11 protein-coding genes are annotated in these 15832 nt (G+C 65.5%); 3 read left to right on the top strand and 8 right to left on the bottom strand.

Going from position 1 to position 15832, the window contains the following annotated elements:
- Positions 1-25: 25 nt before the first annotated feature.
- From scpA to KIO74_RS20850, 4 genes are read right to left on the bottom strand one after another with little or no spacing between them, the layout of a single operon-like run.
- On the bottom strand, positions 26-2194 hold the full coding sequence (gene scpA / locus KIO74_RS20865) for a methylmalonyl-CoA mutase (RefSeq protein ID WP_213333732.1): 2169 nt from the start codon (positions 2192-2194) through the stop codon (positions 26-28).
- Entirely contained in the window at positions 2191-4146 is a 1956-nt protein-coding gene (locus KIO74_RS20860; protein WP_213333730.1) for a methylmalonyl-CoA mutase subunit beta, read from the bottom strand. The genes scpA and KIO74_RS20860 overlap by 4 nt, the downstream gene beginning before the upstream one ends.
- Positions 4147-4164: 18 nt before the next feature.
- A complete protein-coding gene (locus tag KIO74_RS20855) occupies positions 4165-6171 on the bottom strand; it encodes an acetyl-CoA carboxylase biotin carboxylase subunit (protein WP_213333728.1) in 2007 nt (668 codons plus the stop codon).
- A 10-nt stretch (positions 6172-6181) separates the two neighbouring features.
- A complete protein-coding gene (locus tag KIO74_RS20850) occupies positions 6182-7714 on the bottom strand; it encodes an acyl-CoA carboxylase subunit beta (protein ID WP_213333726.1) in 1533 nt (510 codons plus the stop codon).
- A gap of 143 nt (positions 7715-7857) precedes the next feature.
- Between KIO74_RS20850 and KIO74_RS20845 the strand changes: the two genes are divergently transcribed.
- The 3 genes from KIO74_RS20845 (at position 7858) to KIO74_RS20835 (ending at position 12294) form a co-directional block, all read left to right on the top strand.
- Positions 7858-9285 (top strand): helix-turn-helix domain-containing protein, encoded by a 1428-nt coding sequence (locus KIO74_RS20845; protein WP_213333724.1) that lies wholly within the window; start codon positions 7858-7860, stop codon positions 9283-9285.
- A 166-nt stretch (positions 9286-9451) separates the two neighbouring features.
- Positions 9452-10966, top strand: coding sequence for a PAS domain-containing HWE histidine kinase family protein (locus KIO74_RS20840; protein WP_213336092.1), 1515 nt, complete (start codon positions 9452-9454; stop codon positions 10964-10966).
- A gap of 62 nt (positions 10967-11028) precedes the next feature.
- Entirely contained in the window at positions 11029-12294 is a 1266-nt protein-coding gene (locus KIO74_RS20835) for a DUF763 domain-containing protein (protein WP_213333723.1), read from the top strand.
- A 32-nt stretch (positions 12295-12326) separates the two neighbouring features.
- Here the strand turns inward: KIO74_RS20835 and KIO74_RS20830 are convergent, their stop codons facing one another.
- From KIO74_RS20830 to KIO74_RS20815, 4 genes are all read right to left on the bottom strand, one after another.
- Positions 12327-12869 carry a methylated-DNA--[protein]-cysteine S-methyltransferase gene (locus KIO74_RS20830; RefSeq protein ID WP_213333722.1) on the bottom strand — a complete coding sequence of 181 codons (543 nt, stop codon included), beginning with the start codon at positions 12867-12869 and terminating at the stop codon, positions 12327-12329.
- On the bottom strand, positions 12856-13605 hold the full coding sequence (locus KIO74_RS20825; protein ID WP_213333721.1) for a 2OG-Fe(II) oxygenase: 750 nt from the start codon (positions 13603-13605) through the stop codon (positions 12856-12858). Before KIO74_RS20825 ends, KIO74_RS20830 begins: the two co-directional genes overlap by 14 nt.
- Complete coding sequence (gene ada, locus KIO74_RS20820; RefSeq protein WP_213333720.1) at positions 13602-14651, bottom strand: bifunctional DNA-binding transcriptional regulator/O6-methylguanine-DNA methyltransferase Ada; 1050 nt, start codon at positions 14649-14651, stop codon at positions 13602-13604. Before ada ends, KIO74_RS20825 begins: the two co-directional genes overlap by 4 nt.
- Positions 14652-14944: 293 nt before the next feature.
- Positions 14945-15631 carry a YoaK family protein gene (locus tag KIO74_RS20815; protein ID WP_249731097.1) on the bottom strand — a complete coding sequence of 229 codons (687 nt, stop codon included), beginning with the start codon at positions 15629-15631 and terminating at the stop codon, positions 14945-14947.
- Positions 15632-15832: the final 201 nt, after the last annotated feature.

Genomic DNA, 15832 nt, shown 5'->3' with positions numbered 1-15832 from the left:
CCTTTCGTGACAACCCGTCCGCCCGTCAGAGATAGTCTGCGGGGTCCTTCTGGCGATAGCCGAGATGGTTGCTCAGCCGGTCGAGCACCGCAAGGGCCGCATCGGTGATGGGCGTGCCCGGCGGGAAGATGGCGATGGCGCCCGCATCATAAAGGGCATCATAGTCCTGCGGCGGGATGACGCCGCCGACGACGATGAGGATGTCGGAGCGGCCGCGCCTGTCGAGCTCGGCTTTGAGCGCCGGCACCAGCGTGAGATGTCCGGCGGCGAGCGACGATACGCCGACCACATGCACATCCTGATCGATCGCCTGGTCGGCGGCCTCCTCCGGCGTCGCGAACAAGGGGCCGATCACCACGTCGAAGCCGAGATCGGCGAAGCCTGTCGCGATCACCTTCTGGCCGCGATCGTGCCCATCCTGTCCCATCTTGGCGATGAGAATGCGCGGCGGATTGCCCGCCTCATCCGTGAAGTCGCGGACGAGGCGATTGACGCGGGCGAGCCTGTCGTCATCGGCGCCAAACGCCGTCTTGTAGACGCCGGAATTGATCTTCACCTCGGCCTTATGGCGGCCCCAGGCTGTCTCCAGAGCCGAGGATATCTCGCCCACCGTCGCCTTTTCGCGCGCCGCATCCACGCCGAGCGCGAGGAGGTTGCCTTGACCCGAGCGCGCCGCCTCGGCGAGCGCCGCGAGCGCCGCCGCGACCCGGCCCGCGTCACGCTCGGCCTTCAGGCGCTCCAGTTTCTCGATCTGGCGGGCGCGGACGGCGGAATTATCCACCTTGAGCACGTCGATCGGCGGCTCGTTGTCGACACGGAAGCGGTTGACCCCGACGACGACCTGCTGGCCAGCATCGATACGCGCCTGGGTCTTGGCGGCCGCCTCCTCGATCCGCAGCTTCGGGATGCCCGCCTCGATGGCTTTCGCCATGCCGCCAAGTTTCTCGACCTCCTCGATATGCTCCCACGCCTTGGCGGCGAGATCGGCGGTCAGGCGCTCGACATAATAGGAACCACCCCAGGGATCGATGATGCGCGTCGTGCCCGATTCCTGCTGGATGAAGAGCTGGGTGTTGCGGGCAATACGCGCGGAGAAATCCGTCGGCAGCGCCAGCGCCTCGTCGAGCGCATTGGTGTGCAGCGACTGGGTATGGCCCTGGGTCGCGGCCATCGCCTCGATGCAGGTGCGCGTCACGTTGTTGAACACGTCCTGCGCCGTCAGCGACCAGCCCGAGGTCTGGCAGTGGGTGCGGAGCGCCAGCGACTTGTCGGACCGGGGATTGAAGCGCTTGACGAGCCGCGACCACAACAGCCGCCCGGCCCGCATCTTGGCGACTTCCATGAAGAAGTTCATGCCGATCGCCCAGAAGAACGACAGGCGTGGAGCAAAGCTGTCGACAGGCAGGCCCGCCGCGATCCCGGCGCGGATGTAATCGACGCCATCGGCCAGCGTATAGGCGAGTTCAAGATCCGCCGTCGCCCCGGCCTCCTGCATGTGATAGCCGGAGATCGAGATGGAATTGAACTTCGGCATATTCTGCGAGGTATAGGCGAATATGTCGGAGATAATGCGCATCGACCCGGCCGGCGGGTAGATATAGGTGTTGCGCACCATGAATTCTTTGAGAATGTCGTTCTGGATGGTGCCGGAGAGCTTGTCAGGCGACACGCCCTGCTCTTCCGCCGCGACGATATAAAGCGCCAGGATCGGCAGCACCGCGCCATTCATCGTCATCGACACGCTCATCTTGTCGAGCGGGATGCCTGAAAACAGCGTGCGCATGTCATAGATCGAATCGATCGCCACCCCGGCCATGCCGACGTCGCCGGCAACGCGCGGATGGTCGCTGTCATAGCCGCGATGGGTGGCGAGATCGAAGGCGACCGACAACCCCTTCTGCCCGGCCGCGAGATTGCGGCGGTAGAAGGCGTTGGAATCCTCGGCCGTGGAGAAGCCGGCATATTGCCGGATCGTCCAGGGCTGGTTGACATACATGGTGGGATAGGGGCCGCGCACGAAGGGCACGATCCCCGGCAGGCTGTCGACGAAATCAAGCCCTTCCCGGTCCGTCTCGCCGTAGACGGGCTTGACGGCGATATCCTCCGGCGTCTCCCAGACGTCGCCCGGCACGCGGGCATCGGGCGCCGCCGCGAAAGCCGGCTTCACCGTTGTGAAATCGGGGATCCGGCTCATTCTCCGCCCTCCGTCACGGATGACGCGTCCTGCGCGTCGAGCAGCGCCATCGTCCTGTCGAGAAAATCGACCACATCCATGCCGGCCACGAGAAAGTCGCGGACACCCGCCTCGCGCCGCGCCGTCTCACGCGTCCCGCCGGCACCGGCGAGCATTACCAGGTCGCAGCCAGCCGCCGTGAGACCGCGGGCCGCTTCCTCGGCCAATGTCTCACCCGCGATCGTTGCATCGGCCGCCAGGCTGTCATAGCGATCATCGGACGAGCAGATGCAGGCGACATGCGCTCCCGACGCACGATAGGCAGCAATGAGCGCCTCGTAGGACGCGAAGCCCTCGCTGCCCGTGGTGCGAAGCCCGCCCGTCTCGAAGACACCCCGCGCGAAACCCGCGCGCGCCGCGAAATCGGCCGGCTTGCCGAGTGTCGCGAGGAACACCGTATAGCCGCGCGCCATGGCATGGTCACGCAACCGCTCGATGGGCTCCGACACCCGGGCGGCTTTCATGGGAGGAAAGGCTGTTGCGATGACGGGCTGCAGTTCCACCGCCGGCATGAGCACGGTGACCGGCGCCTCATCGAGATTGGGAAAGGCGGTCGTGCCGGTCAGCGGCTGCTTGCGCCGCGCGATCTGCCTGGCGCGCGCCTCGCGCGCCGTGGCCACCTCCGTCTGCCACGCGCCGCTCGCGAGCATCGCGGCAAGCCCCCCTTCACCCTCGATGCGCTGGAACAGGCCCCATGTCTTGTCGCAGAGTTCGGCCGTCAAGGCCTCGAAGCCGCCCGCCCCGGCCGCCGGGTCCGCGACACGCCAGATATTGCTTTCCTCGGCGAGGATGATCTGGGTGTTGCGTGCCATGCGTCGGGCGAATTCGTCGGCAAGGCCAAGGGGCGCGGTATGCGGCAGCACGGTGATGACATCCGCCCCGCCGACAGCCGCCGAGAAGACGGCCATGGTGTTGCGCAGCATGTTGACGAAGGGATCGTGCCGCGTCGTCATCCGCCACGCCGTTTCCGTCGCCAGCTGGATGGGCTCAGGCGCCAGCCCGCAGGCGCGCTCCACCTCGGCCCAGAGACGCCGCAGCGCGCGCAGCTTGGCCACCGTGAGGAATTCGTCGGCATCGGCAACCAGCGTGAAGCTGATGGCGCGCCGCGCCTGATCCAGCGGCACGCCCGCTGCCTCCAGCGCGCGCAGATAGGCGACGGCCGAGGCAAGCACAGCCGCCAGTTCCTGCGCCTCGGTGGCGCCGGCCTCATGATGCACGCGCCCGTCAGCGCGCAGCACCGCGCCTGTGAATCCTGACGCACGCAGGGACCCGACCAAGACCGGCGCATCGGCGGCGAGCTCTGGCCACGGTTTCGGCGCCGTCCCGGTCGAGGCCATATCCCCGAGGGGGTCGATACCCCAGTCGACGGCGAGCGAGCCGGCATCAAGGCCACGCCTGGCGATGACAGCACTGAGCGCCGCCGATACCGCCTGCCCGGCAAAGGGCGGCGGCTCGACGCGCAGGCGGATCAGGTCGAGATGGACATCGTTCAGAGCGGCCGGAATCGCCGCCACTGGCAAGCCGAAACCACGCGCCGCGCGCGCGCCTTCGCAAACGAGCGTCAGCGCGTCGGCACCGCCCGTGAGATCGGCCAGCGCCAGACGGTTCGCCTCCGCGCCGTCGGGATGGTCCAGCCGCTGACAGACCGCCCAGCGCCCGGCCTCCGCCCTCAACGCCCGGGGGACGCCGCTCGCCTTGGCATAAAGCGGATCGATGCTGATGCCGTCCGCCGTACGGCCGACCAGCACACGCTCGAAATCGGCGCCCTTGAGCACCTTGTCCACCAGCGCACGCCACTGCTCCAGCCCAGGAATATTAGGCCCAGGAATATTGGGCCCAGGAATATTCGGGCCGGGAAGATCCGGATTGTGGGCCTCGGCCGAGGCGGGAGCGGGCTCGCTATGGGCGATCATGACCTTCCTCCGCGTGCCTCAGGCAAACTCAAGGATGACGGCATCGACGGCGAGGCTCTGCCCTTCCTTGGCAAGCACCTGCGCGACCGTGCCGTCCCGGTCGGCCTTCAGCACGTTTTCCATCTTCATCGCCTCGACGATGGCGAGCGTCTCGCCGGCGCGCACCTCCTGCCCGGCCGTGACCGCTATGAGCTTGACGAGGCCCGGCATCGGGCAGAGCAACTGCTTGCCGCTGTCGGCGACGACCTTCACCGGCATCAGCGCCGCGAGCTCCGCCTCGCGCGGCGTTTCCACCCGCACGTCGGCGATCGCGCCGGCATGGCCGAGCCTGACGCCGTTGGGGATGGCGATCACCTGCATGGCGAGCGGCACGCCATCGATGGCGCCGTGCCAGACCGGCTCACCGGGACGCCAGGACGAGGCGACCGAGATACGACGCCCGTCCTCGGCGACCAACGCGAGCGTGCTGTCCGCCTCGCCATCCACCGTCAGGACGAAGCGCTCATCCCCCACCCGCGCAATGCGCTGGCGCGCGAAGGTCACAGGGCGCGCCGTCGGCATCTGCCCTGATATCCGGCGCTTGCGCGTGTTCAAGACGTGGTCGATCGCCGTCGCCACCGCCGCGATTCGCAGCGCCGTCTCACCGGCGGGGATCGCATTGTTGAAGCCCTCCGGAAACTCCTCGGCGATGAAGCCCGTGGAGAGCTGCCCCTCCCGCCAACGCGGATGGTGCATCAGCGCCGACAGGAACGGGATGTTGTGCCGGATGCCCTCGATCGCGAAGGCGTCCAGGGCGGTCGCCTGCGCCGCGATGGCCGCGGCGCGGGTCGGCGCGTGGGTCACCAGCTTGGCGATCATCGGGTCGTAGTAGATCGAGATCTCGCCGCCCTCGTAGACGCCGGTGTCGTTGCGCAGTGTCACGCCATCGCTGACGCCCTCGGCGGGCGGACGATAGGTGACGAGCCGGCCCGTCGAGGGCAGGAAGTTGCGCGTCGGGTCCTCGGCATAGATGCGGCTCTCGATCGCCCAGCCATCGAGCTTCACGTCCTTCTGCGCCATCCGCAGCGGCTCGCCCGCCGCCACGCGGATCATCTCCTCGACGAGATCGACGCCGGTGACGAGTTCCGTCACCGGATGCTCAACCTGCAAGCGCGTGTTCATCTCGAGGAAGTAGAAGGAGCGATCCTGGCCGGCGACGAATTCGACCGTGCCGGCGGAATCGTAACCGACGGCTTGCGCCAGCGCGACGGCCTGCTCGCCCATGGCCCGGCGGGTCTCTTCATCGAGCAGCGGCGACGGCGCCTCCTCCAGCACCTTCTGGTTGCGGCGCTGGATGGAGCATTCACGCTCGCCGAGATAGATGACATGGCCGTGCTTGTCGCCCAGCACCTGGATTTCGACATGGCGCGGGTCGGTGATGAACTTCTCCACGAAGACGCGGTCATCGCCGAAGGACGAAGCGGCCTCGGATTTGGCGCGCGCGAAGCCCTCCGCGACCTCTTCCGCCGAATGGGCGATGCGCATGCCCTTGCCGCCACCGCCGGCAGAGGCCTTGATCATCACAGGGAAACCGATCTCCCCGGCAATCGCCACCGCATGCTCGGGGCTCTCGATCACGCCGAGATAGCCCGGCACGGTTGAAACCTTTGCGGCGGCCGCCGCCTTCTTCGATTCGATCTTGTCGCCCATCGCGGCGATCGCCGCCGGGTTGGGACCAATGAAGACGATCCCGGCGGCTGCGAGCGCCTCGGGAAAGGCTGCCCGCTCGGAGAGGAAGCCATAGCCCGGATGGACCGCCTCGGCGCCGGTCTGCTTGCAGGCCGCGATGATCTTGTCGATCACGAGATAGCTCTCGGCGGCAGGCGCCGGGCCGATGGCGACGGCCTCGTCGGCCATGGCCACATGCAGCGCATCACGGTCGGCGTCGGAATAGACCGCGACCGTCTTGATGCCCATGCGCCGCGCCGTCTTGATGATCCGGCAGGCGATCTCGCCGCGATTGGCGATCAGAATTTTCGAGAACACCGGCGCTTCCTCACAAGGGTATATTATCGTGCTTCCGCCAGGGCGTCTCCGCGCGCTTGGAGGCGAGCATGGCGAGCGCGCGAGCCACGCGCCGGCGGGTGGAATGCGGCTTGATCACCTCGTCGATATAGCCGCGCTCGGCCGCCACGAAGGGCGACATGAAGCGCTCCTCGTAGCCCTTCGTGTGAGCGGCGATGGCGTCCGGGTCACCGGCGTCCTGCCGGAAGATGATTTCCACCGCGCCCTTCGCGCCCATCACCGCGATCTGCGCCGTCGGCCAGGCATAGTTGACGTCGCCGCCGACATGCTTGGAGGCCATCACGTCATAGGCGCCGCCGAAGGCCTTGCGGGTGATCACCGTGACAAGCGGCACGGTGGCTTCCGAATAGGCATAGAGCAGCTTGGCGCCGTGCTTGATGAGCCCGCCATATTCCTGCGCCGTGCCGGGCAGGAAGCCGGGCACATCGACGAAGGTGACGATCGGGATCTCGAAGGCGTCGCAGAAGCGCACGAAGCGCGCCGCCTTGCGGGAGGCGTCGGAATCGAGCACGCCGGCCAGCACCATCGGCTGGTTCGCGACGATGCCGACCGTGCGCCCCTCGATGCGCCCGAAACCCACCACGATATTGCCGGCGAAGGCCTGCTGGACCTCGAAGAAATCCCGCTCGTCGACGACCTTGAGGATCAGTTCCTTGATGTCGTAAGGCACGTTCGGATTGTCGGGCACGAGCGTGTCGAGCGAGGTCTCGACACGGTCCGGCTCGTCGAGGCTCGGCCAGTGCGGCGCGCCCTCGGTGTTGTTGGCGGGCAGGAAATCCATGAACCTGCGGATCTGCAGCAGCGCCTCGACGTCGTTGTCGAAGGCGCCGTCGGCAACCGACGAGCGCGACGTGTGAACCTTCGCACCGCCGAGCTCCTCCGAGGTCACCGTCTCGTTGGTGACCGTCTTCACCACCTCGGGACCGGTGACGAACATGTAGGAGGTGTCGCGCACCATGAAGATGAAATCGGTCATGGCCGGCGAATAGACATCGCCACCCGCGCAGGGGCCCATGATCACCGAGATCTGCGGGATGACGCCGGAGGCCACCACGTTGCGCTTGAAGACCTCGCCATAACCGCCGAGCGCCGCCACGCCCTCCTGGATGCGGGCGCCGCCGGCATCGAACAGGCCGATGATCGGGCAGCGCATTTTCACGGCCATGTCCTGGATCTTGACGATCTTGGCGGCATGAGCCTCCGACAGGGAGCCGCCGAACACCGTGAAGTCCTTGGAAAAAAGGAAGACCTTGCGCCCGTTGATGGTGCCCCAGCCGGTGACGACGCCATCGCCGGGGATCTTCTGCTTCTCCATGCCGAAATCCGTCGAGCGGTGTTCGACGAACATGTCGAATTCCTCGAAGGATCCCTCATCGAGCAGAAGGTCGATGCGTTCGCGCGCCGTGAGCTTGCCACGGGCATGCTGCGCCGTCACCCGGCGCTCGCCTCCCCCCTGCCGCGCCTGTTCGCGCCGTTCTTCCAGTCGTTCCAATATGTCGCGCATTGTCCGCCCATGTCCGCGAAATGGGATGGGGCAAATTAGAACACAGCCGTCGATAATCCAGAAGAGATATTGTCCTGCAAAGGCTTTTCGTGCAAAATTGTAAAAATGTAAATCTGACAATTTAGCTAACCGCAAAGTCCCCAATGTCACGGAAATTGTTTGCTGGAGATGCGGTGCGCAGCCTGCGCGAGGCGCGGGGCTGGACACAGATCGAGCTCGCCAAGCGCATCGGCGTTTCACCGAGCTACATGAGCCAGATCGAAGCCAACCAGCGCAGCCTGTCCGGTACGGTCGTGGTCGAACTCGCCCGCGTGCTGCGTGTGAATGTGTCCGTCTTCTCGGATAATGACAGCGACCGGCTCGTCGGCACCCTCCGCGAACTCCTGAGCGACCCCGCCTTCGGCCCGCCGGACATCACGCTGCGCGAATTGAAGGCGCTGTCGCTGCATGCCCCGCGGGTGGGACGCGCCCTCGTCGATCTGCATGCCCTGTATCGGCGCCTCGAGGAGCGGCATCGCGCGCTCGACGAGGCACTCACGACCTCGGGCGGATCGAGCGGCACGCCGGTGCAGCAATCGGCTTTCGACGAAGTGCGCGATTACTTCCACTTCATCGGCAACTACGTCGACAGCCTCGATCACGCGGCCGAAAGACTGGTCCGGCAGTGGGGCGGTGCTCCGGGCGGCACCGCCAATGCGCTGGCGGAGCATCTGGAAACGAAGTTCAACTTCACGATCGAGCGCCAGACACCGACTGACGGCTCGCATTTCGTGAGCCGGCTCGACAAGGATCGCGGACTAATCATCCTCAATGATACGCTGCCGCGCGCGACGCAGTCCTTCGCTTTGGCCCGACATCTCGCGTTTCTGGCCTATGGCGGGGCGATCGACGAGCTCGTCGCCTCCGCGGCCTTTCACAGCCCGGACGCCGGCAAGGTCTGCGCAGCCGCGCTCGCCAATTATTTCGCCGGCGCACTTGTCATGCCTTACAGCCATATCCTCGAGGAGGCGCGCCGTGTCCGGCACGACATCGAGCGGCTGGCGACGACCTTCAGCGTCAGCATGGAGCAGGTCTGCCATCGCCTCTCCACCCTGCAGCGGCCGGGGCTTGAGGGTATCCCGACCTATTTCCTCAGGGTGGACCGCGCCGGCAATATCACAAAGCGCCACAGCGCCACGCGCTTCCAGTTCGCCCGCTACGGCGGCGCCTGCCCCATCTGGAACATCCATGAAGCCTTCGAGACGCCGGACCGCTTCCTCGTGCAGGCCGCGGAGATGCCGGACGGCGCGCGCTACCTCTCCATCGCGCGGGCCATCACCAAGGGCGAGGCGCGTTTCGACGCCCTGCGCCTGCGCTACTCTATCGGCTTCGGCTGCGAGCTAACCTATGCGAGCGAGTTCGTCTATTCCGACGCGGTGGACCTGCGCAACCCGTCACCGCTTGTCAAGATCGGCGTGAGTTGCCGGCTCTGCGAGCGCGCCGATTGCCACCAGCGCGCCGTCCCGCCGATCGACCGGCGGATCGCCATGGATGCCAGCCGACGCAACATCATCCCCTACCAGGTCGAATAGCGTGACAAGCCAGCGGCGCGAGCGGGCAAGGACGACGGCTTGACTGCTCAGGGATTGTACTAGGTTCAGGCGGCGGATTTCGATAAGCTGAGCTTCCGCCTGAGCCCGCGGCTCTCGCGGACCAACTTAAGTTCCTTTGGCCAGCAGCGAAGGGGGGGTGAGCGAGATGGCGAAGGGCGGCGCAATCGATGATGTGACAGGCGTACCCACGTCCCATCGGAAACCATCCGGACAATCCGCGGCAACGCGCGGGCGGGAAAGCAGCCCTCCAAAGCGGTCTCTTTCCAAGATCGCATTGCGCGACAGCAGCCTTACCGGACTGTCAACCGCCGCGATTCTCGACGCGCTGCCCGAAGCGATCTACACGACGGATGCGGCGGGGCGCATCGTATTCCATAACAAGGCCGCGACCGAGTTGTGGGGCACGCATCCGAAGCTTGGACAAACCCGCTATTGCGGGTCAGTAACGCTCTATACGCCACAGGGCTCGGTACTTCCACACGACCGGTCCCCGCTCGCGGTGGCGCTCCAGGAACGGCGGGCCAATCGCGGCCACGAGATGGCCGTCGAACGGCCGGACGGCACACGCGTTCCCGTTCTCGCCTTTCCGACGCCGCTCTTCGACGAGGCAGGGGACCTGATCGGCGCGGTTAACATGCTGGTTGATCTCAGCGATCGCAAACTCGCCGATGAGGATGCGCAGCGCTACGCCGCGATCGTCGAGTCATCGGAGGATGCGATCCTGGCCAAGGACCTCGACGGCACGATCGTCAGTTGGAATCGCGGCGCGGAACGGCTGTTCGGCTACACTGCGGATGAAACGGTCGGCCGGCCGGTGATGATGCTTATCCCGCTCGATCGGCAGGACGAGGAGCCGCGGATCCTGGCGCGCATCCGCGCCGGCGAGCGCATTGACCATTTCGAGACAGTCCGGCGGCGCAAGGATGGAAGCCTGATCGAGATCTCCTTGACCATCTCGCCCGTCAAGGATGCCTCCGGCCGCATTATCGGCGCATCGAAAATCGCGCGGGACATCACGGAAAGGCGTCGCGCCGAGGAGCAGCAGCACCTCCTGATCCGCGAGATGGACCACCGGGTGAAGAACCTGTTCACGCTGGCCTGCGGCCTCGTCTCCCTCAGCACGCGCTCGGCCGCGAGTGCCAGTGAACTATCCAGAGACCTCCTGGAACGGCTGACGTCCCTCGCCCGGGCCCACGCGCTCACGGTGCCGCAGACATCACAGGCAAGCGCGCGCACCTCGCAGGTCACGACGCTCCACGCCCTCATTTCCGCGATCCTCGCGCCCTATGACCTCGCCGAGCCGTCCGGCAGGCCGCGGACTGCCGTCCATGGCGACGACATCACGATCGCAGGCGGCGCGGTTACGAGTTTCGCGCTGCTTTTACATGAATTCGCGACCAACGCGGCCAAATACGGCGCACTATCGACGCCCATGGGAACGGTGACGATCGACTGCGCCGTCGACGAGACGCGGTTGTGTCTGACATGGACGGAACGCGGCGGCCCCCCCACCGATCGCCAGAAGGAGAACACCGGCTTTGGCTATGTTCTGACCAATGCGACAGTCAGGGGACAGCTCGGGGGAGACATCGAGCGTGATTGGCAACGGGAGGGCCTTTCGATCCGCCTGACCATTGCGCGCGAACGGTTGAGCGCCTAGGTCTCAGGGCTTGGGCGCCCGCATTGATCCGATAGGCGTCGCGCAGAGAAGGGTAAGCTCCTGTGGCTCATAGAGCTGGCAGCGCCAATCTTCCCCTCCACGGAGGTCGCGTTCCGCCATGGCTCGGCCAGCGCATGACCAGGCTTGGAGCGTTGATCTCCGAGGCCATTGTCCAGCATTACGGACGAGACGAATTGCTGCGCCGGCTGGCGCATCCTTTCTGGTTCCAGTCCTTCGGTGCCGTCATGGGCATGGATTGGCATTCCTCCGGCATCACCACGAGCGTCATCGGCGCGCTGAAGCGCGGCCTCACGCCCTTGGCAGGCGAATTGGGCATCCATGTCTGTGGCGGGCGCGGCGCCCATTCCCGCAAGACGCCCGATGAACTGGTCGCGATCGGCGAGCGTGTCGGCTTCGATGGCGCAGCCCTTGCGAATACAAGCCGCTTGGTGGCCAAGGTCGACAGCGCGGCGGTGCAGGACGGCTTCGACCTCTATCTGCACGGCTTCATCGTCACGGACGAAGGATCGTGGGTCATCGTTCAGCAGGGCATGAACGGCGACCGTCGGCAGGCCCGCCGCTATCACTGGCAATCGGAAGGGCTTGAGAGCTTCCTCGATTCCCCGCATGCCGCGATCGAAGGCCGCGAACAGGGCAAGATCATCAATCTTGCCGACAGGCGCGCCGCGCCGTCGCGGCGCGACCAGCTCACACTGCTCAACGACGCCGGCCCGGACGCCATTCTGCGTGAACTCACCCGCCTCAACGACGGGCCATCCCCGAAGTCGCCTCGCCCCCAGGCTTTGCAGCCGCTTCTACCTCATCTCGACATGCCGGCCCATCACGATGTCAGACCCGCCGATGTCGTCATGCGGCGTCTGCACGGCACCCTGGCGGCGGCGGCGGATCGAGGCCCGAAGGATTTCAACGAGCTCCTGCTGGTGCCGGGCGTCGGCCAGCGCACGGTGAAAGCGCTCGCGACGGTCGCCGAGGTCGTGCACGGCACGCCTTGCCGCTTCTCTGATCCCGCCCGCTTCTCCTTCGCGCATGGCGGCAAGGACCGGCACCCCTTCCCTGTTCCGCTGAAGGTCTATGACGAGACCATCAGGGTCATGAAATCGGCCGTGGAGAAGGGACGTCTCGGCCGCGACGAGGAGCTGGCCGCCCTGAAGCGCCTCGACGACCAGGCCCGCCAGATGGAACGCTACGCGAAAGGCCCCGATTTCGGAACAATCGTTCGCAAGGAGTTCGATGAAGCGCCGCTGTTCGGCGGCCGCAGCGTATTCGGCTGGGAAAAAAACGTTAGGAATAGAAAAACCGGCGTCTGAAAGCGGCTCAAGCACCAGCTACCAGCGGCCGTTCAGACCGGCGTGGCATGGCGCCGCTCATGGTCGAGCAGCCATCTCTTGCGCGCCAGTCCTCCGCTATAACCGACAAGACCGCCATCCGCGCCGGTGAGGCGATGGCACGGAACGATGATGCAAAAGGGGTTGGCGCCATTGGCATGGCCCACGGCGCGCATCGCGGCCGGGCGCCCGATGGCTTCGGCCATGCCGGCATAGCTCAGCGTCGATCCAGGCGGCACTGTCCGCAACGCAGCCCAGACGACCGACTGGAAATCCGTGCCTCGCGGCGCGAGCGCGATGCTGTCGATCGCACGGATATCGCCGGCGAAATAGTCCGCCAGCCTGCGTTTCAAGGCGGCCGGGACGGCGCCGCGCTCCATCTCCGGCGACGCGGCCCCTCTGCCCCGGCGAAGCAGCGCCAGCAAACGCGCCTCGCAATCGGCAAAATCAGCGGCATGGAGCAACCCCTGACTGTCACTCAGGAGCAAGAAACCGCCGACAGGCGTCTCGACGGTGTCCAGGAGCAAGGGGGTGGAAGCGATGCTAGCGCGCGTCATGGAAGATGATGCCGACGGTGTGCCGCCGGCCGGAGCGGACACGGCTGACGCCATGGCGCATCTTGACACGATAGGTGCCACGGGTGCCTGTCACCGGCCGATCATTCACCGCGAAGATGACCGCATCGCCTTTGCGCAGCGGCACCACCTCCGCCCGGCTCTGCATACGTGGCCGCTGCTCCGTCAGGACGAATTCGCCGCCGGTGAAATCCTGCCCCGGCTCCGAGAGGAGGATGGCGACCTGCAACGGAAACGCGAGATCCCCGTAGAGATCCTGATGCAGGCAATTGAAGTCGCCTGGCCCATATTGCAGCAGCAAGGGCGTCGGCCGCGCCTGCCCCGCTTCATTACATTGCCGCAGAAATTCCGCATGCTCCAACGGATAACACTGGGCTATGCCGAGCTTGTCATTCCAGTGATTAGCCACCTCTGCCAGATGCGGATAGAGCTCATGACGAAGCCCAGCCAGTACAGAGGGGAGCGGATATTTGAAGTAACGATATTCGCCTTTGCCGAAACCATGACGAGCCATGTGAATATGGCTGCGGAAATGCGTCTCCTCGGGGTAGAGGGCGGCAATGTCACGGCATAATCCTGGCTCCAGGAGCGCCTCGAGCGTCGCGCAGCCCCAGGTATCGAGCGTGGTGGCGATCTCATCCCAGGCGAAGCGGGCGACATCGACATCACCCTTCGTCGCATGATGAGGCCGAGGCAGGACCGTGGCGGGCGCGGTCATTGCACGCCCTCCTTCGCGAGTAGCGCGCGTTTGCGCGCGACACCCCAGCGATAGCCGGAAAGCGCACCGTCATTGCGCACGACACGATGGCAGGGAATGGCAACGGCGATCGTATTCGCGCCGCAGGCCTGCGCGACGGCGCGAACAGCCTTTGGCGCGCCGATCCGCTCCGCAATCGCGGCATAGCTCACCGTCTGGCCAACAGGAATGGTGCGCAAGGCATCCCAGACGCGCTGCTGGAAGGCGGTGCCGCGGACGTCCAGCGGCAGGTCGATCCCGAGCGCCGGAGCCTCGACGAAGCCGACCACCCTGGCGACCATGGCCTCGAAGGCTGCATCTGCCCCGATCAGATCGGCCTTGGGAAACCGATCCTGCAGCTCGCGGACCAGATGCTCCGGATCGTCGCCCAATGTGATGGCGCAAACGCCTTTCTCCGTCGCCGCGACGAGAATGGAGCCGAGCGAGCATTCACCCACTGCGAAACGGATGGCTGTCCCCTCCCCACCACTGCGGAATCGCGTCGGCGTCATACCCAGCGCTTCATTGGACGTCTCATAAAAGCGGCTGTTTGATGCAAAGCCAGCGTCATAGATCGCTGCGGTTATGCTGGTCTGCTTGTCCCCAAGCTCATCACGCATCCGGCGCATGCGCGCCGCCGCGCCGTAGGCCCTGGGCGTGATGCCCGTAATGGTCTTGAACTGCCTATGCAGATGCGAAGGGCTCAGGCCGACGGCAGCCGCGAGCTTCTCGAGCCTGAGTGGGCTGTCCGCCGCCTCGATGAGCCGGCAGGCCCTCGCCACCAGCGCGGCATCTCGCTCCCCCCGCGGAGTGTCATCAGGCCGGCATCGCAGGCAGGGTCGATAGCCCGCGGCGGTCGCCTCCTGACCGCTTGCGAAAAACGTGACGTGGGCGGGCTTCGCGGTCCGCGCGGGACAGGACGGCCGGCAGTATACACCCGTGGTCTTCACGCCGTAGACAAAGCCGCCGTCGGCTGACACATCGCGTGTGACCACCGCCTGCCAGCGTGGATCAGACTGGGTTGCCATTCGGAAGTCCAAGCTTGCGCGATCCAAACCTTCTAGCATGACGACACCTTACATGCTGGTTCGACCGTATCGAACCCGCGTTGATGGCCAATCTGATCACCAAAAGCGGGCAAGGTCGAACGGTTGCTCTATGCCGAGAACCGTAAAACGACCCGGGGATGCTGAAACTCCGTTGCTTGCTCCTGAATTTTGAATCGCGCGCGCCCCCCCGAGGCTGGGATTCCGGCCCCCTCACATCAACGGCCCGCTGAACAAACCCGCACAATTGTCGAGCGGCTTATCGCCCGGAACAGCTAACGCTCACACACAAAGGCGATGATCGTCAGCACGAGGATCACGCCAAGGGCGATCAATAGCGCCGATACAAGGGATGTGGCTGCGAGCGTCCACGCACCCGCGCTCGCACCGGCGACGAAAGTTGCCCACGAGAGCGCGAGCAAGCCGATCTCAGGATGCCACTTCCGCGACCGCATTGCCCGTGTAGCGGCCTGTCCGAGCGCCACCAGCACGCCTGTGACGAATGTCTTGCCGACATCCGCTCCGACGATCGTGCGGTGGAGTGCGTTCTGCATGCCCATCGCCATCACCAGCGGCATCAGGCTGGCGAAACCCACGCCAACCAAGGTCAGCCCCAGGCCAGTTGCGACGAGCACCGTTTCCACCCCGAGGATCGCCCGGGTTTTCGCGGTGGGCATGGTGTCCGCGAGAAGTGTTCCGATCACCACGCCGGCAACGAAACACCCAACGACGCTTAGGATGGCGAAGACCATCGAAACATGGCCCGCCGCGAGGTTGACACCAAGACTGGTGCTGTTCCCGCTCATGAAGGAGAGGAAGAGACCGGCGAGCTTGATGTAACCCACCGCGTCCACGTAGCCGGCGAACGCCGTCAAGGCTGTCATCATGGACAGGGAAGGCCACTGTCCCCCATGTATCACCGCGCCCGAGCCCGGCCGCCCGTCCAACATCCGCTCCGTCATTCAGCAGCTCCCGTGCCCGTCGCCTTTAGCTAGCGAAAGACGGGCAAGGTTCCAATATGCCGGGGTCTGTTTCGCACGGCGGCTTAAGCCTTCCCAGGTCGCACAGGGGTGAGGCGCGGGATATCGCCAAAGCGAGCCCATCTTTTCGGTGAGCAAAACGCTCTCTCCTCCCCCACATTCTGCAGGGAAGGAAGCTCTGGC

Source organism: Chelatococcus sp. HY11 (assembly GCF_018398335.1).
In the GTDB taxonomy this organism is placed as follows: Bacteria; Pseudomonadota; Alphaproteobacteria; order Rhizobiales; family Beijerinckiaceae; genus Chelatococcus.
This window is presented reverse-complemented; position numbering and strand designations above follow the sequence as displayed.

Excerpts from the sequence above, each read along its gene's own strand:
- KIO74_RS20850 (WP_213333726.1), bottom strand. The coding sequence starts at position 7,714 with ATGCGCGACATATTGGAACGACTGGAAGAACGGCGCGAACAGGCGCGG.
- KIO74_RS20825 (WP_213333721.1), bottom strand. The coding sequence starts at position 13,605 with ATGACCGCGCCCGCCACGGTCCTGCCTCGGCCTCATCATGCGACGAAG.
- KIO74_RS20840 (WP_213336092.1), top strand. The coding sequence starts at position 9,452 with ATGGCGAAGGGCGGCGCAATCGATGATGTGACAGGCGTACCCACGTCC.
- scpA (WP_213333732.1), bottom strand. The coding sequence starts at position 2,194 with ATGAGCCGGATCCCCGATTTCACAACGGTGAAGCCGGCTTTCGCGGCG.
- KIO74_RS20830 (WP_213333722.1), bottom strand. The coding sequence starts at position 12,869 with ATGACGCGCGCTAGCATCGCTTCCACCCCCTTGCTCCTGGACACCGTC.
- KIO74_RS20815 (WP_249731097.1), bottom strand. The coding sequence starts at position 15,631 with ATGACGGAGCGGATGTTGGACGGGCGGCCGGGCTCGGGCGCGGTGATA.
- KIO74_RS20845 (WP_213333724.1), top strand. The coding sequence starts at position 7,858 with ATGTCACGGAAATTGTTTGCTGGAGATGCGGTGCGCAGCCTGCGCGAG.
- KIO74_RS20860 (WP_213333730.1), bottom strand. The coding sequence starts at position 4,146 with ATGATCGCCCATAGCGAGCCCGCTCCCGCCTCGGCCGAGGCCCACAAT.
- ada (WP_213333720.1), bottom strand. The coding sequence starts at position 14,651 with ATGGCAACCCAGTCTGATCCACGCTGGCAGGCGGTGGTCACACGCGAT.